Here is a 21,610-nt window from a genome sequence, read left to right as displayed (position 1 = left end):
TTACTCTCATTTACTTTTTAAGTCCATCTGTAAATTGTCTCGTAAATAACTGTAATAAACTAATTACCCGAGAGTATTGCATTCTTGTCGGACCTAAAATAGCAATTGTTCCAAGCTGTTCTTCTCCAATCGAATATGTTGCAGAAATCAAACTACAATCTTCCATGGCTGTCGCAGAGTTTTCCCTACCAATTTTCACTTGAATACCTACTTGTTTATGACGCAAAATATCATAAAACTCGGCTTCGTTATCAATCATTGTCAGCAAGGATCTTACTTTGTGAATGTCATGGAACTCTGGTTGCGAAAGCATATTTGCTTTTCCTCCAAAGTATATCTTTTCCGATAAAGGAACTTGAAATGTACCATCTAACATTTTTATTGCACTATCGTAATTATGAACATACCCGCGCAATACCGTAACAATCTCCTTAAAGATTTTATTATGGAGTTCCGACATTGGTACGCCCGATAGCTTTTCATTTAAAATATTAACCATTTTTTCTAAATCTGATAAATCAACAGATTCCGGAACGGTAATCGTTTTGCTTTGTACATGCCCTGTATCCGTTACAATAATAGCGACTGCAGTTTGACGATCAAGCGGAACAATTTGTACGTTTTTAAGTTTATTTGTGCTTAACTTCGGTCCAAGAACAATGGCCGTATAATTTGTAAGCTCTGATAAAATTTGAGCCGATTGTTGTGCAATCTTTTCAGCTTCAAAAATTCTTTCAGCAAACAAATCTTTAATTTGTACAATTTCATCTTTCGGTAAGTTTTGCGGCGCTAAAAGATGGTCTACATAAAATCGGTATCCTTTTTCAGAAGGAACACGTCCAGAAGAACTATGCGTTTTCTCAATAAATCCTAGTTCCTCTAAGTCGGCCATTTCATTTCGTATAGTAGCTGAACTAAATGTAATTTCATCTTTTTTAGCCAACGTCCTTGACCCAACAGGTTGCGCTGATCCAATAAAGTCATCAATAATTGTTTGTAAAATTAAGAGCTGACGTTCCGTAAGCATCTCATCATCACCTCTGTTAGCACTCTTTGTCTTCGAGTGCTAAATCTATTAATAACTTACCAAAATTGACATTCAATTGTCAACGGAAACGTCACGAAATAATGAAACTTTTTCACGTTAATGGAACATTTAATTAGTCAATCAAAAATGATTGGAATACTTCATTCCCTAATAATTTGCCTTTTCGCGTTAAACGAACATATCCATCGCTCTCTTCAAGCAATCCTTGTTCTTGGTTGTTTTGTAACTGCTTCGCGAAAACTTGATCCATTTCCATATTAAATTTCTTTTGAAACGCTATTTTAGATACACCTTTTGTTTTTCGGAGTCCTAAGAACAACTCTTCTTCCATTTTTTCTTTCTCCGTCACCACATGAACATCTAAATACGGAAATCCGGTTTCATCGATCTTATTGAAATATTGCTTGAGCGGCCCTACATTTTGGATACGTTCTCCATTTACATAACTATGCGCTCCAGCTCCAAATCCATAATACTCTTCATTATTCCAGTATGTGAGATTATGTCTACTTTCATTATTACCTTTTGAAAAATTACTAATTTCATACTGAGTATAGCCATGTTTCTCCATTTCATCCATTACCATTTCGTACATTTTCGCTTCATGATCTTCACCTGGAAGTCTTAATTTCCCTTTATTCATTAAGTTATAAAATACTGTTTTCGGTTCCACAATTAATGAATATGCCGAGAAATGTTGTACACCAAGCGTAAAAGCAATGTCTAATGTCTCTTTTACATCTTCTATCGTCTGCCCTGGCAGAGCATAAATAATATCTACATTTATATTTTTAAAGCCTACTTCCTGCGCTTCTCTAATTGCTACAAACGCATCTTCTCTCGTATGCTTACGTCCAATTTTCTCAAGCAATTCATCTCGAAATGTTTGCACCCCAAAACTAATTCGGTTCACTCCACCTTCTAGCAATACATTTAATTTCTCTTTCGGCAAATCACCTGGATTCGCTTCAAATGTTAATTCACAATTCGGGGCAAACGGACGTAAACGACGATTTATAATATCTAATAATTTCTTTGTCTGTTCCATATTTAATGCTGTTGGAGTTCCCCCGCCAACAAAAATCGTTTTCATACTATCAAACGGTACCTTTTGAACTGTATTTATTATTTCTTTCTCTAAATACTCTAAATATTGATCGACCGGCTGGCGTTCAATAAACACTTTATTAAAATCACAATAGTGACAAATATGCTGACAAAACGGAATATGAATATATGCAGCTTGCACCAAAAATAACTCCTACCTTTCTAAAAAGAAAACCTCCGCGCTCGGGAGGCTTCTTTTACTTCTCTAACGTATTACGAATTTGTTCCATTCGCATTTTTCCCCAATCATACATCATTTCAACGATTGGTAAAAGCGACATGCCTAATCCCGTCATATAATATTCCACTCGCGGTGGAATTTCTGGGTATACTGTTCGATCAACAATCCCATCTTCCATTAACTCTTTTAATTGGTTTGACAAAACTTTATGAGAAATGCTCGGAAATAATCGCTGTAATTCACTAAAACGATGAGGCCCTTCCACACCAAGATGCCACAATATTACAACTTTCCACTTTCCACTAATAATAGAAAGCGTCAATTCCTTTTCACAATTAAAATTGCCATTTTGTATTTTTTCTTGAATATCTTTTCGAATATTTTCGGACATTAACAAACTCCTAACTCTATATGAACTAAAAAGCTCTCTCACTATTGTAAATGAGAGCTACTCAGATGTCTAAAAAGTAATTATACGTAAAAAAGAAGCCGCATAAACGACTTCTTTTTTCATTCCAACTATTAGTTGTCATCCATTTTCAGTACAGCCATGAATGCTTCTTGCGGTACTTCTACAGAACCAACAGACTTCATACGTTTTTTACCTTCTTTTTGCTTATCAAGAAGTTTACGCTTACGAGAAATGTCACCACCGTAACATTTCGCAAGTACGTTTTTACGCATCGCCTTAATTGTAGAACGCGCTACAACTTTGTTTCCGATCGTCGCTTGAATTGGCACTTCGAACTGCTGTCTTGGAATTAAATCTTTTAATTTTTCTACAATCACTTTACCACGGTCATACGCTGAATCACGGTGTACGATAAATGATAGAGCATCGACTTGTTCATTGTTTAAAAGAATATCCATTTTCACAAGTTTAGATGGTTTGTAACCAATTAACTCGTAATCAAATGATGCATATCCTTTCGTATTTGATTTCAACTGATCGAAGAAGTCATATACGATTTCTGATAATGGAATTTCATATGTCAATGTAACACGTGTTTCATCTAAATATTGCATATCAATAAACGTTCCACGTTTACCTTGGCAGATTTCCATTACAGCTCCAACATAGTCATTCGGAACCATAATTGAAGCCTTCACAAACGGCTCTTCTACACGATCGATAGACTGTGGATCTGGCATATTAGATGGGTTATCAACAATAACATCTTCACCGTTTGTTAAATAAACTTTATAAATAACGCTTGGCGCCGTTGTAATTAAGTCAATTTTAAATTCACGTTCAATACGCTCTTGAATGATTTCCATGTGAAGAAGTCCTAAGAAACCACAACGGAAACCAAATCCTAGCGCTTGAGATGTTTCTGGTTCAAACTCAAGAGCAGAATCGTTTAACTCTAACTTTTCTAATGCATCACGTAAGTCGTTGTAACGTGCAGAATCAATCGGATATAAACCACAGAATACCATTGGGTTTAATTTACGATAACCTGCTAACGGCTCAGCTGCTGGACGTTTCGCGTGTGTAATCGTATCACCAACGCGTGTATCACCAACATTTTTAATCGATGCTGCTAAGAAACCTACATCACCTACTGTTAACTCGTCACGTTGCGTAGTTTTCGGTGTAAATACACCTACTTCTGTTACTTCAAATTCTTTACCAGTTGCCATCATACGTACTTTATCGCCAACTTTTACCGTTCCATTTACAACACGGATATAAGCAATTACACCGCGGTACGGATCATATAAAGAGTCAAAAATCATACATTGTAAAGGCTCTTCAGAATCACCTGTTGGTGCTGGTACTTTTTCAACGATTTGTTCTAAAATATCTTCAATACCAATCCCAGCTTTTGCAGAAGCAAGTACAGCTTCTGATGCATCTAAACCAATTACATCTTCTACCTCTTGGCGTACACGCTCTGGGTCTGCACTTGGTAAGTCGATTTTATTAATAACCGGTAAAATTTCTAAATTGTTATCAAGCGCTAAGTATACGTTCGCTAACGTTTGCGCTTCAATACCTTGCGCTGCATCTACTACAAGAATCGCACCTTCACAAGCCGCTAAACTACGAGATACTTCGTACGTAAAGTCGACGTGTCCTGGTGTATCAATTAAGTGAAGAATATATTCTTCGCCGTCTTTTGCTTTATAGTTTAATTGTACTGCGTTTAATTTAATTGTAATACCACGCTCACGCTCTAAATCCATAGAGTCAAGCAACTGAGCTTTCATTTCACGTTGTGTTAACGCGTTTGTTTTCTCTAAAATACGGTCTGCTAACGTTGACTTTCCGTGGTCAATATGAGCAATGATAGAGAAATTACGAATTTTGGACTGTCTTTTTGCTCTTTCTTCTTTGTTCATCTATGTTCTCAACTCCTAATAGTCTCGCCAATATACACTAGCACTGATTATATCAATAGAGCAGCAAAGATTCAATGAAAACTCGTGCTGCTTACAATACAAATCATTCTATTTATATCTTATGCGAACAAACCATAAGAGACAAACCTTTTTCAAATTAAAAAACGGCTGTCTTACAAACCTGTAAAACAACCGTCCTCCGTTTGACTCTTAACTAAAAATCCCTCTTACTTTCCCAACAACTATATCTGTTCCAAACTTTGTTATTTCATAGGCAACGCTTGCTATCGCCATACCCATTCCTTCTACAATATTAAAACTTTTTAAGCTTTCTAATTGTTTTTGTTTTTCAGTAGCGGAAAACGAACCTTCCAAAGTTTCTGATTCAGCGGCCTCACCTTTTGTTCCTGTCATATGAGCGATTTGTTCATACGACATTTGCTGATAACCCTTCATACTTTTCAATCCATGATTTGCAAGTGCCACCCCTGCTATTACCATAAGTAAGCATATAGCCACACTACATATACATAAAAGCGAAAAGCGGCTTACATGATTATCGTCACTTCCCATCAATGTGTATATGCTCCTGTATTATCTTGGTCAATTTGATGATGCAGCGCTGCATTTAAACCACTTGCTATTACATTTGCCATATCCTCTATGAAGGCATCTACTTCTTTCGGAGTCACCATTAAATTATGACCAAGAGGAGATAACACTTCATAAATTAATTTTCTCTTCTCTTCATCTTCCAGTGTACCTACAGCACCTAAAAACATATTTCGGCTCTTTTCATCTGGCATATCCTCTTCTGTTAATTTTTTCTTTTCTCCAAATGTAAAACCAGCCGGTAACAAAGATCGGGAAGGTTTGTTCCCTTCTTTCATCTCCCGTCCAAAATGTTTCAAAATAAAATCAATTGTATCGCTTGTAATCGAAACGGCATCCACCACAGTCGGCACACCAATTGCGATAACAGGAATTCCTAATGTTTCTTTACTAAGTTCCTTACGTTTATTCCCAACACCCGACCCAGGGTGAATTCCTGTATCAGAAATTTGTATCGTACTATTTACCCTTTCAATAGAACGAGCAGCTAATGCATCAATTGCAATGACAAAGTCTGGCTTTGTCTTCTCAATGATTCCATAAATGACATCGCTCGTTTCAATTCCTGTAATCCCCATTACCCCCGGCCGAATTGCACTAACAGGCCTAAACCCTTCTTCTACACTTTCAGGCTGCAATTGAAACAAATGTCTCGTTACCAATACATTTTCTACAACTATCGGTCCAAGCGCATCCGGCGTTACATTCCAATTTCCAAGACCAACAATTAAACAACTCGCTTCTTTCGTAACGCCAACCTCTTCTAAGAAATAAGAAAATTCTTTTGCAAAAATACGCTCTACTTTTTGTTGCAGCTCCGTATCTTGTTGACGTATACCTTGTACTTCAAGCGTTAAATAATTTCCAGGTTTTTTACCCATCGATTCAGAGGCAGTTTCATCAATTGTAACTTTTGTAACGGTAATACCTTCTTCTTCCCTCTCTTTCACAATAACTCCTTGTATCCCTTTTTGCTCTTCTTGACGCTCTTGCAGCATTTGATGCGCCTCTACAGCAAGGTCCGTTCTAACACTATATTTACTTAAATCTAATGGTTCTTTCATCGTATCTCCTCCGTCATTCATAGTAAATATCGTTAGATTTCCCAAAGTTATATAAGGTCATTCTTTCCTTTACGTGAAATTTCATAGATATACTATTGCAATTCTCTTCACCGTTTGATAGAATATCACTTGTTCTATGTTAAGAATCGAGTCATTCGATTGCACCAGGGAGGTGAAAAGTATGGCAAACATCAAATCTGCTATCAAACGCGCTAAACTTAGCGAAGAGCGTCGTGCACATAACGCTTCTATCAAGTCTGACATGCGTTCTGCTGTTAAAACTGTAGAAGCTTTAGTTACTAATAACGATCTTGAAAATGCTAAAGAAGCTTTCAAAACTGCTTCTAAAAAACTTGACAAAGCAGCTCGTAAAGGTCTTATCCACCAAAACGCTGCAGCTCGTCAAAAATCTCGCTTAGCGAAACAAGTAAACGCGTAAGGCGTTTAAAAAACGATCCATTCGGATCGTTTTTTTATATACAAAAAAGTTCACGTTCTTAGCACGTGAACTTTTTTGTTTCATCACATATGATTTAACCGCATTAAGAAAAACTCAAGTACAAGTTTCTTATCCATTTTTCCCGTTTTCATACTATAATCAGCTTCCGCTAATTCTATTATCACTTTTTTTAATTCTTCAAAAGAGAAAAACTTCGTTTGATTCATCGCTAATTTTACACGATATGGATGCACACCAATATGGGACGCAATTTGATTTTGGCCGTAACCACGCTGCTGTAACTCTTTCACTTGATGCAGTAAACGGAATTGACTTACTAATAACGCAAGCAATTTAATAGGTTCCTCCTGTTGCGTAAATAATCCATCCAAAATTTGCATTGCACCTGCGATATCTTTTTTTACCACTTTTTCTGTCAAAGCAAACACATTTTGTTCAACTGATTTTGGCACAAGCTCTGCAACGAGTTTCGGTGTAATGTCTCCGCCCATACCGACATATAACGTTAACTTGTCCATTTCCTTCGCCAACATCGTTACATTACTTCCCACAAGCTCTAACAATAAACTAACAGCTGCATGATCAATATGCACATGCACTTCATCTGCCCGAGCAACAATCCACTTCTGAACATCCTGCACTTGCATTGCATTCGCTTCTACTACATCCGCTGTTTTCTTTAATAGTTTTGTAATTTTTTTTCGTTCATCCAGCTTTTCGTAAGGCGCAACAAAAACAAGAATAGAAAAGGGAGAAGGTTCCCCGATATATTCTTCTAAAATTTTTATATTTTGTTCTAACTTTTCTTTTTGTGAAGTTAAAAAGAGTGGTGATTTTATTAATAACACTTTACGTTCTCCGAAAAAAGGAAGTGTACGTGCATCCTCAATCACATCTTCTAAATATGCTTCTTCTAAATCATATGTCACAACATTAAACTCGCGATCTTCCTCTTCAAGCGCTTCTGTTGTAATAAGCTTTATCGTTTCATTTATAAAAAACGCTTCTGTTCCATACAGTAAATATAACGGAGCAAACTGCTTCTTTTTAATCTTTTTATGTATATCACTCATACTTTTTCCTACTCCCTAACTTGGCAATATATATTTATACTAATGCCCTAGCTTTTGTTTTACAAGTACAAAGGAACAGGCAATATAACCCGTCCCTTTATTTATATTAAACGCCACGCAATAAGCCCCGGGTTTCTTATTGGTGTGCGGTAATCACCTTCCCTTTATTATTCGCAATAAAAATTCGAGTATAAGTGCCAACTGTTAACATGCTTGGAAACAAAAACTCACGTTACTTCATGATCTAAAAGTAGTAAAAACGCTCTATTTCTCTTCATATGGAAATTGTAGATTTTTTTCTGACAATATTTTATACTAAAGTGGAATGTTGGGGAGGGATTCTAAATGAATGATTTTGAACAAAACGTTCAAAGTAAACGCAATGACGCTATTGATTCAGGGGTAGGATTTATCGTCTCATTTGGTTTTTTCGCAACACTTTTCATCATTGCAACTGTTATTAAATTTATCGGTTCTTAAAGACTGCTGCTTACTGGCAGTCTTTTTTATCTATTATGTGTTTCATCATATGTGATTTTGCTGAGAAAGGTTCCGTTTTCCCCTTTAAAAACATAGGAGATAGCCCCTTGCTTATCCGTACGCCATATTTCAATCCCCCTCTTCTCAAAACGCTCTATAACGTCCTTATGAGGGTGCCCATACCTATTACGCTCACCGACAGAAATAATCGCTATATTAGGCTGTATGACGCTCAGAAAAGGTGTTGTAGATGACGTATTACTCCCATGATGAGCAACCTTTAAAACATCCGCTCGCAACTCTGGATACGTAGCTACTAAAAACTTCTCGCCTTCTTCTTCTAAATCACCTGTAAACAACCACGTTAGTCCTCCTAATTTTGCCAACATTACAATTGAAGCGTTATTTTCACTGTTCTCCTTTCCTATTGGCGCTAATACGAAAAATTCCGCTCCATTTATGCTCCAACTTTCTCCTTCTCTCACTTCTCTTATTTTCACTTCCTTTTCTAAAGCCTGTTTCTTTACTATTTTTTCTAATTCCGCATCTTGTTCCTTTCGGCCAAATACAACTTCTTTTACGGTTATATTTGATAATAACTCTTGCGCAGCACCTATATGGTCCGCATCTCCATGCGTTATAATTAATTTATCGATCTTTTTAATACCTTCCTTTTGTAAATAAGGGATCAAAATATCATTTCCGACAGAAAATTCATGCTTTTTCCGTTGCCATTCTTCCTTGTTCGGACGAATTGTTCCACCAGTATCAATAAGGTAAATCTCTTGATCATACGGGAGGCGAATTAATATTGCATCTCCCTGTCCAACATCGAGAAAGGTAACACTCCCACTTTCTCGAAAATACGGATATACATAATGGCATGTACTAATAAAAAGAAATACACCCGCAGATATAAACAGAATCCCCTTTGCCATTCGCCTTTCCCAAACCATCAAGATACTAATAATACTCACGCAATATAAGGCTACAAGAAGTATAGGTGTTTGTCCGAAATTAAGACGGGTAAATGGTAAGTTTTCACAATAACTTAAAAAATCATTAGAAAGATTCAAACCTATTGATAGTACATTCGCAAGCCTTTTTGCAAGAAACGGGATGATCGGTATACATATCAAAATAACAATACTGCACGGCAATACAACGAGAGATAAAAACGGAACGTATAAGATATTTAAGAAAATACTATATGGAGAAAAATAACCGAAGTGATATAACAAAATCGGAGTACTAACGAGCTGTGAAATGAAAGAAATATAAATAGAATTTCGAATTACTCCATTACCACTCTCTAGTAAAAGCGGGGCAGATAAAAGTAAAGCAAAACTACCGACGAAAGAAAACTGAAAGCCAATATTAAACACGAGATATGGATCAAACATAAGCATACATATAGCTGTTATACTTAAAGCATCTAAGCTAGATAAACGAATAGAACACATAAAAGCAATTAACATGAAAACTCCTGTTATAGAAGCTCTTATAACAGATGGTGACGCTCCTGCTAAAATCATATATAGAGGAATGCAGAAGATAAGACATACTGTTGCTACCTCCCTTGTCACACCGCTTCTTAGCAAAATAAAATACACGATTACCATTAACAATACGATATGCGATCCTGAAATCGCCAACAAATGCACGAGACCGAATTGTTGATATTGCTCTTCAACTTCAAATGTCATTTGTTGTCTATCACCAAATACTAATGCATTCATAAAAGCGCCTGATTGCTCTGGAAACATTTCTGTAACTTCTGAGATTGCTTGTTGCCTCAAAAGAAGAATCCATTGCACGAGTGACAACGATGTTTTATGGCATTCAGAAATATATGTAGCGTCCAATATGAAATGAATATTTTGCTTATATAAATAATCACGATAATTAAACCCATGGAAATTCCGAGCTATTTGCGGTTCTTTCCTCTCACCTTCGAATACACATGATACTCCTGCATGTAATTGTCGCATTTGTTTCTTTTCCAAGGCTGATTTCATTTTGTAACTTAACTGCACTATATTTTTATTCTGATCTTCAACTTGAAATGAGAGGCGATCTCCGTTAATAAGAGGTGTATTATGTATCACTCCTCTTGTAGCTTCGTAGGACTCTCCCAGAGGCTTGTTTTGCCCTTGAACATACGTGGTGTACATAGCGCCACTTAAACACGCTACCATACAATAAAAGAAAGTTTTACGCAGAGTACGATACAAACAAAAGAAAACATTTAGAACGAGACAACAAGTCAGCCATACAACTGAAGAGGAGAAGGCAATTGCAATCCCTATTATAAATGAGATTGCAACATAGCCCCATTGTCCTTGCAACTCATACTCACTCCTTATAGCATCATTTTTGCTTTCGTGAATACATGCTGTAATTCTTCCATTGATAAGTTCTCTTTTTCTAAAGATGCAAATAGTTCTTTCAACTCCATATGACGCTTTTGATCCTCTAATGCTGCAATATCATATTCTAGTGGAACGTGTTTCACCGTTACATTCGCTTTTTCAAATAACTCTACGGCATACGGATGATTTTTATAATCCTGTGCATAATAAACTGCTGTAATACCACTTTGAATAATCGCCTTACAACATTGTAAACAAGGAAAATGCGTAACATAAATTTCCGCTTCCTCCGTTTTCACGCCAAATTTTGCACACTGTAATAAAGCATTCATTTCTGCATGAATTGTACGAACACAATGATTATCAATAACGTAGCATCCATCATCTATACAATGTACGCCACCTTTAATTGAACCATTATATCCACCAGCAATAATTCGTTTATCACGAACGATTGTCGCTCCTACTGCAAGCCTTGTACATGTACTACGTAAAGATAACAAATGGCTTTGCGTCATAAAATATTGATCCCATGAAATTCGTTCCATATTCTTCACCTACTTTTTTGTCTACTTGTAGTGTAGCGAATGAAGAAAAACTTCGTCAATCTTTTACGGAATAATAATTTGATCTTTTATTTTCTCCAAAGACTTCACACCAATCCCATCAATCTCTAACAAATCTTCTATTTTTTGAAACGGACCATGTTCCTCTCGATATTTCAAAATACTTTCTGCTTTCCGAGAACCAATACCTGTAATTTTTTCAAGTTGTTCTTTAGAAGCTGCATTTATTTGAATTTTTCCCTCTCCCTTTGAAACAGCAGCTACTTCTTGCACTTGTTCGTTTTTATTCGGTACGTAAAGAATCATTTGGTCTTGTACCATTTGTGCTAAATTTACCTTCATCCTATCTGCCTCAGGCAAAAAACCACCTGCTTTTTCAATAGCATCCTTGACCCGGTCCCCTTCTTTCATTTCATACACCCCCTCTTTAACAACAGCCCCTTTCATATCAATTACAATTATTTTTTTCTGCTGCTTTGTATCCGATATTTTCGGTTTACTTTTCTTCTCTATATCTTTCTCTTGAACATCCGTTGCAATAACTGATCGCTCTGTATGCTCGTTCGTTTTCCAAAAAAGAAGAAAAAGCACAGTTCCAATAATAGCTGCTAATCCTAACCATTTCTTTGGAAAATCCCACATCATTTTTCACCTCTAATCATAAATTTATAACATCATTCATATTGTTTAGGAGAAAGCTGTTACGAAGGAGGGATGAAACATTGAACATAGGAATTATAGGGACAGGAAACATGGGGAATATACTAATCGATGCATTTTTAGAAACCCGTGCTGTCAAACCTTCGTGCCTTACGATTATTAATCGAACGCCCGCCAAAGCATATCATATAAAGGAAAAACACCCTTCTGTTCATATAGCCAAAACTATTGATGAGGTAATCGAACGATCACATCTTATTTTTATTTGCGTAAAGCCGATAGATATATACCCGATCTTGCAAAAATACGCTGAACATTTTTCTGATGAAAAGTGCTTAGTTTCTATCACAAGTCCAATATCTCCATCACAATTAGAGACACTTGTACCTTGCCATGTTGCTCGTATTATTCCGAGCATTACAAACCGCGCCCTATCCGGCGCATCACTATTTACATTTGGAAGTAACTGCTCTGAAGAATGGCAACAAAAACTATTTCGCTTATTCAAAAACATTTCTACTCCCCTTGTAATAGAAGAAGATATAACGCGCGTTTCATCTGATATAGCAAGCTGCGGCCCCGCATTCTTTAGTTATTTATTACAATGTTTCATTAATGCTGCTGTAGATAAAACAAATATTACACATGAAGAAGCCACTACTTTAGTAAGTGAAATGGTCGTTGGAATGGGGAAACTACTCGAAAAAGGGATTTTCACATTGCCTACTTTACAAGAAAAAGTATGTGTAAAAGGCGGCGTTACAGGAGAAGGCATTCGGGTTTTAGAAGAACATGTTGGGGATATGTTTCATAAATTAATCGAGCGGACACACGAGAAATTTGATGAAGATTTAAAATGCGTTGATCAGCAATTCAATAAACACACATAATAAATACGTCATCGTCATTCCAAATCCTTTTTATAAATACTTAATTTTTCACATTACATTTTTACTTAAACTAGCATTTTCACAATTCACGTATGTCATTTTCTTATTATCCTAGAACTTAAATTACAGCTTCTTCACAAAATAAAAGCAACCTTCTCGGTTGCTTTTATTTTATCCGTTTTTCTTCGCCATGAAGAAAATACGCTCTGTTTGTTCTGTAACTTCAAGTCGCTCAAAGTCACCAGTTACACGAAGCACTGTAAAACCAGCTCCTTCAAGCCATTTCGTTAACTCTTCAACCGGATATGCACGTTGTACGTGACATTCATCAAAACGATGGTACACATCTTCTTCTGGGTCTTGAACAAAGAATGTTAAATCATGTTCTACACTGTTTGAATCTTCACCAGGGAAGCAATTCCAAATAAGAGATATTTCTTCTCCATTCACTGTGTATGTTTCATTTTGAAATACATGATGTATTTTATATAAAGAATGTACATCAAATAAAAACAAACCATCTTGACGTAAATGATGAAACACTCTTCGGAATGTTTCTTGCACTCCATCTTCTTGCAATACATAGTTTAATGAATCACAAAAGATCGTTACACAGTCAAACTCACCTGGAACATCAAGCTCTCGCATGTCTTGTTGGTAAAAAGGAATAAAATATCCTGCCTCGCCTAGTTTTTGCTGTGCGACTGCTAACATTTCTTCCGAAAGATCGACACCGATTACATCGTAACCCTTTTGTACAAGCGGAAGCGTTACATTACCAGTACCGCATGCTACATCAAGAATCTTCGCCTCTTTCATATCCGCTTGCTGTAAGCTTTCCTCTGTGAATTCCACCCATTTATCATAAGGGACATCATTCATTAGTTCATCGTACAGCAACGCAAATTGCTCGTAGTTCATTGGCCTAACTCTTCTGTAATATCTTCACGTGGCACATCGCCCCATAGACGCTCTAAATTATAGTGATTACGCTCATCTTTATGGAATACATGAGCAACTACATCTCCAAGGTCAACTAATACCCAGCGAGCTTCGTCAAATCCTTCCATACGTTGCACGTCGATTTGGAACTCGTGTGCTTTCGCTTTAATTTCACGTGCAATTGCTTGCACTTGCTTATCTGAGTTACCGTGACAAATAATGAAATAATCTGCAATTGGTGAAATACCTTGCATATTTAGGACAACCATATCTTCTGCTCTCTTATCATCAGCTGCTTTTGCTGCTAATACTAATAAATCTTTATCTTTCATTTACTCATTTCCTCCTTGATAACTGCATTGTATGTTTGGAATGTTAATGGATAAATCGTTTGATCTTTTTCCATTAAAAATTGAATTGTTCTCTTTAGCGCAAATAATAAAGCTTGATCTATATCCGTATATGCGAGTTTACGAGCTTCCTCCACCCCTGGAAACTTTCGCCCAGGCTCAATGTAATCAGCTACATAAATTACTTTATCTAACATCGTCATTTTCTCATGACCACTTGTATGATATGTAATAGCTTGCAGGATTTCAGGATCTGTAATACCTACTTCTTTTTCTACTAAGTATGCCCCAACAGGTGCATGCCATAACTCTTTGTTATAACAAAGTAAATCTTTCGGCAAACCTTCACTTTTAATGATCTCTTCCATCTCTGAAATCGCTCTACACTTCGCATAATCATGAAATATAGCTGCAACTTCAGCCTTTTTTTCATCCACACCGTATAACTTAGCAAGTTCAATTGCTGTTTCCATTACACCAATTGTGTGTATATAACGTTTTTCATGCATTTGTTGTTTGACAATATGAAGTGCTTTCTCACGATTCATACAACCCATTCCTCTCGATATATACCTGTACTTTTTCAGGAAGTAAATATTTACATGTTTTCTTCTCTTTATATCTCTCACGTAATAAAGATGAAGAAACAGCAAATTCCGGAATTTCCACAATGGTGATAGGATAAGGTGTATGCAATGTATACCCAGGTCTTGCAACCCCAACAAACGTTACAAGATCAAGTAACATTTCAATGTTATACCACTTCGGTAAATACTCAACCATATCTCCACCAATAATAAAATGAAACTGCACATCCGGATGCTTCTTCGTCAATTGTAGCATAGTGTCATACGTATAAGATGGGCCCTTCCTGCTTAGCTCTTCTAAACAAATAGAAAAATGTTTCTCTGCCTCAGTCGCAAGCTCTAACATTTGTAAACGACTTTCTACACTTGTAATATTCCGCCCTTGTTTATGCGGCGGAATTTGGTTCGGTAAGAACCATACTTCTTCTAAATTCAAAGCATGATATACTTCATTTGCAATGAGCAAATGTCCATAATGTGGCGGATCAAATGTACCGCCAATGATGCCAATTTTCCTCAAAAGAAACGCCCCTTCCTTTTACGTACAGCAACTCTCTTCATTCCTAACAGAAGAGAGTTGCTATTAATAAAAGTTCAATTGGTTTCGCTCTCTACATCATTACGCATCAACGATAAAAATAGCACATGCTAATCTTTTTATCGAGGAAGCTTAATTTGTTTATTTTCTCTTGACTCTTTGTATAAAACGATTGTGCTTCCAATTACTTGAACGATTTCAGCACGTGCACCTTTTGCAAGTTCTTCGGCAACTTCACGGCGATCGAATTCACAGTTTTGTAGCACACTTACTTTAAATAGCTCACGAGCTTCTAAAGTATCTGCGATTTGTTTAATCATATTTTCATTTACTCCGCCTTTTCCTACTTGAAAAATTGGTGTTAAATGATGTGCCTGTGCACGTAAAAATCTTTTTTGTTTTCCTGTTAACATATATGTTAGCCTCCAAGCTTTCTTATAACTAATTGTTTCATTCGTTCGATATTTGGCGTGCGCCCTGTCCACATTTCAAATGCAAGCGCTCCTTGATAAACAAACATATCAATACCATTTTGAATCATTGCACCTTGCTCTTTCGCCTCACATAAAATTTTCGTTTCAAATGGGTTATAAATTATATCTGATACAATCGTTCCCTTTTTCAACGAAGAAATTTGTAACGGCGTATGTTCGACGCGTGGATGCATACCTATTGTTGTCGTCTGAATGATAATATCATAATTCTCTTGTTCTTCTGTTGCTTTCTCTAGCGATAGAGCAACAGAATGGACAGTAGCCGTACATGCAGCAAGAAGTTCTTTCGCCTTATCTACTGTACGATTCGCTACATCAATCTCTTTCACACCTACATCAGCAAGTGAAAAATAAATAGCTCGACTAGCACCACCTGCGCCAAGCAATAAAATACGTTTCTCTTGAAGTGGTTCACTACTAATTGACTGTAGCGCTCGGACAAAACCAATTCCATCTGTATTGTAGCCAATCAATTTTCCATCCTTATGAACCACCGTATTTACTGCACCAATTTGTTTTGCTAGCGGGTCAATCTCATCCAAATAATCCATAATTGCAACTTTGTGCGGAGTTGTTACATTAAATCCTGAAATACCTAACGCTTTTAAACCTCTTACTGCTTCCCCTAGCACTTCCTCTTTAACAAGAAAGGCATGATAATGGGCATCCATATTCAAGTGTTCAAATGCATCGTTATGCATAACGGGTGATAATGAATGTCCAATTGGATTTCCGATTACACCATATAATTGTTTCATAAATCCCTCTCCATATTAAATTAAAGATTTACGCAATGAAACACTTACTCCTTTTGGTACGTGTGCAACAATTTTTGCTCCCGGTTCGTTCACAGTAACCCACCCTAATCCAGAGAATACAACATCCGTTTTTGGTTCACGAATATTAAACTCGTATTTCACTAGCTCTGGCATATTTTCTAATTCTTCTGGTGTTGGCGGGCTTAGTAAATCCCCTGCATGATTTTTATACAATTCATCTGCTTTCTCAAGCTTTGTACGATGGATTGTTAAACGATTTGAGAAGTGACAAGTAAATGCGCGACGACCGCCACTTACGTAATCAAAACGTGCCAGTCCGCTAAAGAACAATGTTTGTTCTTCATTTAATTGGAATACCATTGGCTTAATTTCTTTTGTTGGTGTAATAAGCTTTAAGCTTTGTTTTCCAACATAATGAGCCATTTGATGGTGGTTAATAATACCTGGCGTATCATATAAAGAAGATTCTTCGTCTAACGGGATATCAATTAAATCAAGCGTTGTTCCTGGGAAATGAGATGTTGTAATTACATTTTCAGTCTCATCACTAAATTCTTTAATCATACGATTAATAAATGTTGATTTCCCTACATTTGTACATCCAACAACGTAAACATCTTTTCCGCCGCGGTAATACTCAATCGCATCTGCCAGCTCAGCAATCCCTTGTCCCTTTGCTGCACTAATTAAAAAGACATCTTCTGGCTTTAATCCTAGCTGCTTTGCACTATAGCGCATCCAATGCTTTACTTTATCATGTTTTACTGACTTAGGAATTAAATCAGCTTTATTCCCAACAAGTAATACTTTATTATTTCCCACGAAACGATGTAAGCCAGGTAACCAGCTACCATTAAAATCAAAAATATCTACAATCTTAACTACTAACGCATCTGATTTTCCAATACCGTTTAGAATACGTAGGAAATCATCATCTGTTAATGATACATCTTGAATTTCGTTATAATGTTTCAATCGAAAACAACGTTGACAAATGACTTGTTCTTTTTCTAAAGATGAGGCAGGAGCATATCCCACTTCATTTTTATCTTCTGTTTGAATTTCTACACCGCACCCAATACATTTAATTGTTTCAGTCAAACTTTATTCCTCCCAGTTAATTAAACCTTTTTTCTTCATGTTTCTCATAATTCTTCGCTCAATTTTTCGATTAAAGCGCGTTACTAATCCGTCCGTTTGTGCTACTGGTACAACTAAAATTGTATGAAGTCCAACTCGGTTTCCACCTAGCACATCCGTTAGTAATTGATCTCCAATTACTACAACTTCATCTGGCTGCAACTGCATCTCTTGTATCGCACGCTTAAACGCACGGACAAATGGCTTACGTGCACTATGAATAAATGGAATGCCTAATGGATCAGCAAAGTCTTTCACTCGTTGCTCATTATTATTTGAAACGACCGTTACTTGAATGCCTTGCTCTTTCATTTTCAAAAACCATTCTTCAAGTTGTGGCGTTGCATTTGGACGATCCCATTCAATTAAAGTGTTATCTAAATCAGTAATAACACCTTTAATTCCACGTTTTTTCAAATCTTCTGGTTGAACATGATATACATTTTTCACATATTCATTTGGTAAAAATAGTTTCAATTTCTTTCACCTCTTTGAGGAGTTTTCATAAAAATTTTTCGACAACATATTTCGATATATGGCCTGTGGATAAAATTGTACACATTTTCCACATTAATTTTTCAGTTAATTTGGAATTTACTAACAATCTATACACATTTTATCCACCTAGGTATGTGGATAACCACTCGTTTGTGACTGTCATATTTTTTTGGTACATTAAATGCAACAACGAATCAATCCTTATATTATTAGGAGGTGACTCACCTTGAAAACAAAACATATGGAACAGTTATCTACTGAGTTACTCACTGAGTCTTATTATAAAGCAAAAGAACTAAAATTAAATCCCGACTTCATTTTACTTATAAAACAAGAAATTATTAGACGCTCATTAGAGGACAAGCTTGTCAAATCGTCTTGATTACATATAAAGTGAAATTTCAAGTAACTAACTTGTAAAAAGAGCCATCCTGCGATGGCTCTCGAATAAACAAGTACTCCCATCTAGGGAATTTCATCATTACGCATCTTTGTCCATAAATCTTACTTACAGTTATGAAATCTTTTTTACTTATGAGCCAATCGAGTAGCAATCTTTTCACCAAGGCGAAGCTCTTGTCCACTCTTCAATTCTTGCACTACTTCTATCATATCTTTTTCAAACAATAACACAACTGTTGAACCGAATGTAAAGTATGCCATTTCTTCACCTTTTTGAACAGTGTCTCTTTCATGCAGCAGCTCAATACTATTTACAAACATAGCTCCTACTTTTACAAGCGCCATATGTTCACCGTCACTATTCACTTCTGTAACAGAACGATAATTTTTGGACAATGGTTCTTTCCCGTATTCCATACCAGCTGCATTTACCGGATATGATTTTCTACCGAGTACAAATCTTTCAGTCACAGAACCAGAAAGCGGACTATGAATACGATGATAATGACTTGGGCTTAAATAAATAACCATGTATGTACCACCTGCATATCGCTGTGCACGTTCTTCATTACCTAGCATATCCACAATCGAATAACGCTTGCCTTTAATATCAAATGTTTTTGTGTCCTCAATAGGACCGTGATCAGCAAAAACACCATCAACAGGACTAACAATACTCGATGCATCTGTATCAATACTACGCTTTCCTTCTTTTAGCTTACGCGTAAATAATTCATGCAATGTTCTATATTCCTTCAAACCCTTTTCCATCTCATCTTGATTAATTTGAAACACTTTCGCATACGATGGAATAATGATAGAGCTTAAACGAGATTGTGCAAATTTACGTAATATATAAGAAGTAAAACGACCATTTGTAAGTTCGATCATAAGTCGATATAATGTACGTCGCAAATTGCGGAACCTCCTAATTAGTCTATAACTTTAGCTTCCCCTTCTTTTCCTCCTATATCATATGTAAAATTGGTTCTTATTCCCACATATCATATAGAACTGTTTCAGTATACATGCGGAAAGCTAAGTATGGTATTATTCTTAAATTGTTTAGCACCTTCTAATATTACAGATAGAATCCGTCATTTTCAACAGTGAACATGGATTTCTTCTGAACACAACTCTTTTTCTTTCCTTATTTACAAAAAGAAAAGCAGCCCATTTTAAAATACGGCTGCTTGCAATGTACATTATTCTTTTGCTTTTTTCTCTTTCTCTGCTCTTACAAATTCATGAAACATTTTCATTAAAGCGCGCTTTTCAATTCTTGATACGTAGCTTCTGGAAATACCAAGCGCCTTTGCAATCTCTCGTTGCGTTTTCTCCTTATCAAGCCCCAGTCCAAAACGCTTCACGATAACTTCTTTCTCTCGTTCGTCTAAAATATCGATATACTCTTTAATCTTTTCTAACTCCATACTCAGCTGGATCATATCAATTACATCTTCAGACTCTGATTTTAATATATCAATAAGCGATATCTCATTCCCCTCTTTATCTTGCCCGATCGGGTCATGAAGTGAAACGTCCTTTTTCGTTTTCTTTAGTACACGTAAATGCATCAAAATTTCATTTTCAATACAGCGTGCTGCATACGTCGCAAGTTTTGTTCCTTTTCCTGCCGAATAACTCTCGATCGCTTTAATGAGCCCGATTGTACCAATTGAAATTAAATCTTCTGCATCTTCCCCTGTGTTTTCAAATTTTTTAACGATATGAGCTACAAGCCGTAAATTATGTTCAATTAACAGATTCCTCGCTTGAGCATCACCTTGCTCCATTAACTCTAAGTACTTTCTCTCATCGTCTGATGATAACGGCTGCGGAAACGCATTGTTCTTCACATAAGAAACAAAAACAAACACTTCTCGAACCATATATCCAATTGCGGCGAATAGACTCAAACCTTTCACCTCCGCCAAAATAGTGGTCTTTACTAAGTGTATGTGGGCGTGGGGTTGTTTGTGTCTGTACAGTTTATTTATAAAACTCAACACTTCCAATATTTAAAATATTTTATTGTTATATTATAATTATATAAAATTGTTATTTATATATGAATATGCTATTAAAGGGGACACTATTCATGCTTACATTAGATCGATTATTAAATGTAACAATTTATTTAGGGGTATTTTTACTTTTCATTTCATTCATTACTTTTGTTATTAAGAGAGGGCCTGATTTATTATTTTTTCAATCTGGAATTTCCTTGTTTTTTGGAGCTCAAATTATAATTGGAATGAAATTTTTTCATAACTATGGTTTCTCCTTTCACTCAAAACTAGAACTACTTATCTTTATTTTCTATGTAATTGGATTTATTACATGTATACTATTGTTCTTTCACTTTCAAAATCCCTATCGAATTTTTTTATTAATTTGTAGTTTTTTATTTTTAACTGGATCCAATTATTACTTTAAAGAAACATTAAAGTTTAGTGAAAAAATTCCAAAGCAACATAAAACTTTTTTAAGTACACAAGAAGAAGACTCTTTCCCAAAAGAAGTCCGTAAATTTTCAGAGGATTACAACAACATAATAAGGAATGATTTTTATGAAATACCGATGATTCCTACTGAATTACAGATTACAAGTAAAAAAGATTCTTCCCATAGTACATCTTTCTTAGTTGAACTTCATAATATGGAGGATGAAATTACTGATGACTCTGTACAATTAACTCCATCAGACCGTTTTTATATACTGTTAAATACACAAAAAACAAAAATATCAAAAATAGTATATGAAGGGCGAAATTTTTTCACATTAACAGTCACACTAAAGGCTCTTAATTTACAGCAGGAACCAGAAATTCATAATATGTTTTTAGAAATAGATAAACGTAGAGCAATGAATCTTCTTGATTTCGAAATTAAAGCCCACTCTAAAGAATGGAAAGTAACATTTAAAAGTGATAGTTCTCCTTCCAACCTTCCTATCACATTTACATTTGAAAAACGAACAGGCAAATTATAAAAATAAAAAGAGTTATTTTCTTTGAA

The 21,610-nt window shown here is 35.9% G+C and carries 25 protein-coding genes; 5 read left to right on the top strand and 20 right to left on the bottom strand.

The genetic code is table 11. The features are described from left to right. Window positions 1-10: 10 nt before the first annotated feature. The 6 genes from hrcA to gpr form a co-directional block, all read right to left on the bottom strand. Window positions 11-1,027: a heat-inducible transcriptional repressor HrcA gene (gene hrcA / locus ACTFRS_RS13900; protein ID WP_061687119.1), complete on the bottom strand. Its 1,017-nt coding sequence runs from the start codon at window positions 1,025-1,027 to the stop codon at window positions 11-13. A 133-nt stretch (window positions 1,028-1,160) separates the two neighbouring features. Next, on the bottom strand, window positions 1,161-2,300 hold the full coding sequence (hemW, locus tag ACTFRS_RS13895; protein ID WP_016718498.1) for a radical SAM family heme chaperone HemW: 1,140 nt from the start codon (window positions 2,298-2,300) through the stop codon (window positions 1,161-1,163). Between the two features lie 52 nt (window positions 2,301-2,352). Further along, window positions 2,353-2,727, bottom strand: coding sequence for a winged helix-turn-helix transcriptional regulator (locus ACTFRS_RS13890; RefSeq protein WP_139866624.1), 375 nt, complete (start codon window positions 2,725-2,727; stop codon window positions 2,353-2,355). A 131-nt stretch (window positions 2,728-2,858) separates the two neighbouring features. Beyond that, window positions 2,859-4,682 carry an elongation factor 4 gene (lepA, locus tag ACTFRS_RS13885; RefSeq protein ID WP_029439954.1) on the bottom strand — a complete coding sequence of 608 codons (1,824 nt, stop codon included), beginning with the start codon at window positions 4,680-4,682 and terminating at the stop codon, window positions 2,859-2,861. A 210-nt stretch (window positions 4,683-4,892) separates the two neighbouring features. Next, window positions 4,893-5,255, bottom strand: coding sequence for a YqxA family protein (locus ACTFRS_RS13880; RefSeq protein WP_139867101.1), 363 nt, complete (start codon window positions 5,253-5,255; stop codon window positions 4,893-4,895). Beyond that, window positions 5,255-6,358 carry a GPR endopeptidase gene (gpr, locus tag ACTFRS_RS13875; protein ID WP_139866622.1) on the bottom strand — a complete coding sequence of 368 codons (1,104 nt, stop codon included), beginning with the start codon at window positions 6,356-6,358 and terminating at the stop codon, window positions 5,255-5,257. The genes ACTFRS_RS13880 and gpr overlap by 1 nt, the downstream gene beginning before the upstream one ends. A gap of 181 nt (window positions 6,359-6,539) precedes the next feature. Here gpr and rpsT point away from each other — a divergent pair, with 181 nt between their 5' ends. After that, complete coding sequence (gene rpsT, locus ACTFRS_RS13870; protein WP_001274011.1) at window positions 6,540-6,797, top strand: 30S ribosomal protein S20; 258 nt, start codon at window positions 6,540-6,542, stop codon at window positions 6,795-6,797. Window positions 6,798-6,880: 83 nt separating this feature from the next. On the opposite strand, the gene holA is transcribed toward rpsT, so the two are convergent. Beyond that, window positions 6,881-7,891: a DNA polymerase III subunit delta gene (gene holA, locus ACTFRS_RS13865; protein WP_440024812.1), complete on the bottom strand. Its 1,011-nt coding sequence runs from the start codon at window positions 7,889-7,891 to the stop codon at window positions 6,881-6,883. 345 nt (window positions 7,892-8,236) lie between these two features. Here holA and ACTFRS_RS13860 point away from each other — a divergent pair, with 345 nt between their 5' ends. Continuing rightward, window positions 8,237-8,371 (top strand): YqzM family protein, encoded by a 135-nt coding sequence (locus ACTFRS_RS13860; protein ID WP_000997609.1) that lies wholly within the window; start codon window positions 8,237-8,239, stop codon window positions 8,369-8,371. 26 nt (window positions 8,372-8,397) lie between these two features. Here the strand turns inward: ACTFRS_RS13860 and ACTFRS_RS13855 are convergent, their stop codons facing one another. The 3 genes from ACTFRS_RS13855 to ACTFRS_RS13845 form a co-directional block, all read right to left on the bottom strand. Then, complete coding sequence (locus ACTFRS_RS13855) at window positions 8,398-10,719, bottom strand: DNA internalization-related competence protein ComEC/Rec2 (RefSeq protein ID WP_440024813.1); 2,322 nt, start codon at window positions 10,717-10,719, stop codon at window positions 8,398-8,400. A gap of 14 nt (window positions 10,720-10,733) precedes the next feature. Further along, window positions 10,734-11,291, bottom strand: coding sequence for a ComE operon protein 2 (locus tag ACTFRS_RS13850; protein WP_000439783.1), 558 nt, complete (start codon window positions 11,289-11,291; stop codon window positions 10,734-10,736). Between the two features lie 63 nt (window positions 11,292-11,354). Next, window positions 11,355-11,954 carry a helix-hairpin-helix domain-containing protein gene (locus tag ACTFRS_RS13845; RefSeq protein ID WP_041184493.1) on the bottom strand — a complete coding sequence of 200 codons (600 nt, stop codon included), beginning with the start codon at window positions 11,952-11,954 and terminating at the stop codon, window positions 11,355-11,357. A gap of 77 nt (window positions 11,955-12,031) precedes the next feature. Here ACTFRS_RS13845 and comER point away from each other — a divergent pair, with 77 nt between their 5' ends. Further along, the gene (comER, locus tag ACTFRS_RS13840; protein ID WP_001020541.1) at window positions 12,032-12,859 is read left to right on the top strand and encodes a late competence protein ComER; all 828 of its coding nucleotides are present in this window, start codon (window positions 12,032-12,034) and stop codon (window positions 12,857-12,859) included. Between the two features lie 171 nt (window positions 12,860-13,030). On the opposite strand, the gene ACTFRS_RS13835 is transcribed toward comER, so the two are convergent. The 8 genes from ACTFRS_RS13835 to ACTFRS_RS13800 form a co-directional block, all read right to left on the bottom strand. After that, the gene (locus ACTFRS_RS13835; RefSeq protein WP_139866616.1) at window positions 13,031-13,780 is read right to left on the bottom strand and encodes a class I SAM-dependent DNA methyltransferase; all 750 of its coding nucleotides are present in this window, start codon (window positions 13,778-13,780) and stop codon (window positions 13,031-13,033) included. Further along, on the bottom strand, window positions 13,777-14,133 hold the full coding sequence (gene rsfS / locus ACTFRS_RS13830) for a ribosome silencing factor (RefSeq protein WP_000653200.1): 357 nt from the start codon (window positions 14,131-14,133) through the stop codon (window positions 13,777-13,779). Before rsfS ends, ACTFRS_RS13835 begins: the two co-directional genes overlap by 4 nt. Beyond that, window positions 14,130-14,699 (bottom strand): bis(5'-nucleosyl)-tetraphosphatase (symmetrical) YqeK, encoded by a 570-nt coding sequence (gene yqeK, locus ACTFRS_RS13825; RefSeq protein WP_087954261.1) that lies wholly within the window; start codon window positions 14,697-14,699, stop codon window positions 14,130-14,132. Before yqeK ends, rsfS begins: the two co-directional genes overlap by 4 nt. Further along, window positions 14,689-15,258 (bottom strand): nicotinate-nucleotide adenylyltransferase, encoded by a 570-nt coding sequence (gene nadD / locus ACTFRS_RS13820; RefSeq protein ID WP_139866614.1) that lies wholly within the window; start codon window positions 15,256-15,258, stop codon window positions 14,689-14,691. Before nadD ends, yqeK begins: the two co-directional genes overlap by 11 nt. 137 nt (window positions 15,259-15,395) lie before the next feature. Then, window positions 15,396-15,689, bottom strand: a complete 294-nt coding sequence (gene yhbY / locus ACTFRS_RS13815; protein ID WP_000955224.1) for a ribosome assembly RNA-binding protein YhbY — start codon at window positions 15,687-15,689, stop codon at window positions 15,396-15,398. 5 nt (window positions 15,690-15,694) lie between these two features. Beyond that, on the bottom strand, window positions 15,695-16,528 hold the full coding sequence (aroE, locus tag ACTFRS_RS13810; protein WP_139866613.1) for a shikimate dehydrogenase: 834 nt from the start codon (window positions 16,526-16,528) through the stop codon (window positions 15,695-15,697). A 15-nt stretch (window positions 16,529-16,543) separates the two neighbouring features. Further along, complete coding sequence (gene yqeH / locus ACTFRS_RS13805) at window positions 16,544-17,650, bottom strand: ribosome biogenesis GTPase YqeH (protein WP_000140795.1); 1,107 nt, start codon at window positions 17,648-17,650, stop codon at window positions 16,544-16,546. 3 nt (window positions 17,651-17,653) lie between these two features. Beyond that, window positions 17,654-18,166 carry a YqeG family HAD IIIA-type phosphatase gene (locus ACTFRS_RS13800; RefSeq protein ID WP_000765309.1) on the bottom strand — a complete coding sequence of 171 codons (513 nt, stop codon included), beginning with the start codon at window positions 18,164-18,166 and terminating at the stop codon, window positions 17,654-17,656. A 247-nt stretch (window positions 18,167-18,413) separates the two neighbouring features. Here ACTFRS_RS13800 and ACTFRS_RS13795 point away from each other — a divergent pair, with 247 nt between their 5' ends. Next, the gene (locus tag ACTFRS_RS13795) at window positions 18,414-18,569 is read left to right on the top strand and encodes a sporulation histidine kinase inhibitor Sda (RefSeq protein WP_000850094.1); all 156 of its coding nucleotides are present in this window, start codon (window positions 18,414-18,416) and stop codon (window positions 18,567-18,569) included. A 146-nt stretch (window positions 18,570-18,715) separates the two neighbouring features. On the opposite strand, the gene ACTFRS_RS13790 is transcribed toward ACTFRS_RS13795, so the two are convergent. Both ACTFRS_RS13790 and sigK read right to left on the bottom strand, forming a co-directional pair. Further along, window positions 18,716-19,504: a phosphatidylserine decarboxylase gene (locus ACTFRS_RS13790; RefSeq protein ID WP_001254997.1), complete on the bottom strand. Its 789-nt coding sequence runs from the start codon at window positions 19,502-19,504 to the stop codon at window positions 18,716-18,718. A gap of 290 nt (window positions 19,505-19,794) precedes the next feature. Beyond that, complete coding sequence (sigK, locus tag ACTFRS_RS13785) at window positions 19,795-20,508, bottom strand: RNA polymerase sporulation sigma factor SigK (protein WP_000051382.1); 714 nt, start codon at window positions 20,506-20,508, stop codon at window positions 19,795-19,797. Window positions 20,509-20,690: 182 nt separating this feature from the next. On the opposite strand from sigK, the gene ACTFRS_RS13780 reads away from it, so the two are divergent. Then, window positions 20,691-21,584, top strand: coding sequence for a hypothetical protein (locus ACTFRS_RS13780; RefSeq protein WP_139866610.1), 894 nt, complete (start codon window positions 20,691-20,693; stop codon window positions 21,582-21,584). Window positions 21,585-21,610: the final 26 nt, after the last annotated feature.

Source organism: Bacillus cereus group sp. MYBK139-1 (genome assembly GCF_051916915.1).
GTDB lineage: Bacteria > Bacillota > Bacilli > Bacillales > Bacillaceae_G > Bacillus_A > Bacillus_A pacificus.
This window is presented reverse-complemented; position numbering and strand designations above follow the sequence as displayed.

Bases quoted from the DNA above. Each gene is read 5' to 3' on its own strand.
- hrcA (WP_061687119.1), bottom strand. From the start codon at position 1,027: ATGCTTACGGAACGTCAGCTCTTAATTTTACAAACAATTATTGATGAC.
- ACTFRS_RS13890 (WP_139866624.1), bottom strand. From the start codon at position 2,727: ATGTCCGAAAATATTCGAAAAGATATTCAAGAAAAAATACAAAATGGC.
- lepA (WP_029439954.1), bottom strand. From the start codon at position 4,682: ATGAACAAAGAAGAAAGAGCAAAAAGACAGTCCAAAATTCGTAATTTC.
- ACTFRS_RS13880 (WP_139867101.1), bottom strand. From the start codon at position 5,255: ATGGGAAGTGACGATAATCATGTAAGCCGCTTTTCGCTTTTATGTATA.
- gpr (WP_139866622.1), bottom strand. From the start codon at position 6,358: ATGAAAGAACCATTAGATTTAAGTAAATATAGTGTTAGAACGGACCTT.
- rpsT (WP_001274011.1), top strand. From the start codon at position 6,540: ATGGCAAACATCAAATCTGCTATCAAACGCGCTAAACTTAGCGAAGAG.
- holA (WP_440024812.1), bottom strand. From the start codon at position 7,891: ATGAGTGATATACATAAAAAGATTAAAAAGAAGCAGTTTGCTCCGTTA.
- ACTFRS_RS13860 (WP_000997609.1), top strand. From the start codon at position 8,237: ATGAATGATTTTGAACAAAACGTTCAAAGTAAACGCAATGACGCTATT.
- ACTFRS_RS13850 (WP_000439783.1), bottom strand. From the start codon at position 11,291: ATGGAACGAATTTCATGGGATCAATATTTTATGACGCAAAGCCATTTG.
- ACTFRS_RS13845 (WP_041184493.1), bottom strand. From the start codon at position 11,954: ATGATGTGGGATTTTCCAAAGAAATGGTTAGGATTAGCAGCTATTATT.
- ACTFRS_RS13835 (WP_139866616.1), bottom strand. From the start codon at position 13,780: ATGAACTACGAGCAATTTGCGTTGCTGTACGATGAACTAATGAATGAT.
- rsfS (WP_000653200.1), bottom strand. From the start codon at position 14,133: ATGAAAGATAAAGATTTATTAGTATTAGCAGCAAAAGCAGCTGATGAT.
- yqeK (WP_087954261.1), bottom strand. From the start codon at position 14,699: ATGAATCGTGAGAAAGCACTTCATATTGTCAAACAACAAATGCATGAA.
- yhbY (WP_000955224.1), bottom strand. From the start codon at position 15,689: ATGTTAACAGGAAAACAAAAAAGATTTTTACGTGCACAGGCACATCAT.
- aroE (WP_139866613.1), bottom strand. From the start codon at position 16,528: ATGAAACAATTATATGGTGTAATCGGAAATCCAATTGGACATTCATTA.
- ACTFRS_RS13780 (WP_139866610.1), top strand. From the start codon at position 20,691: ATGCTTACATTAGATCGATTATTAAATGTAACAATTTATTTAGGGGTA.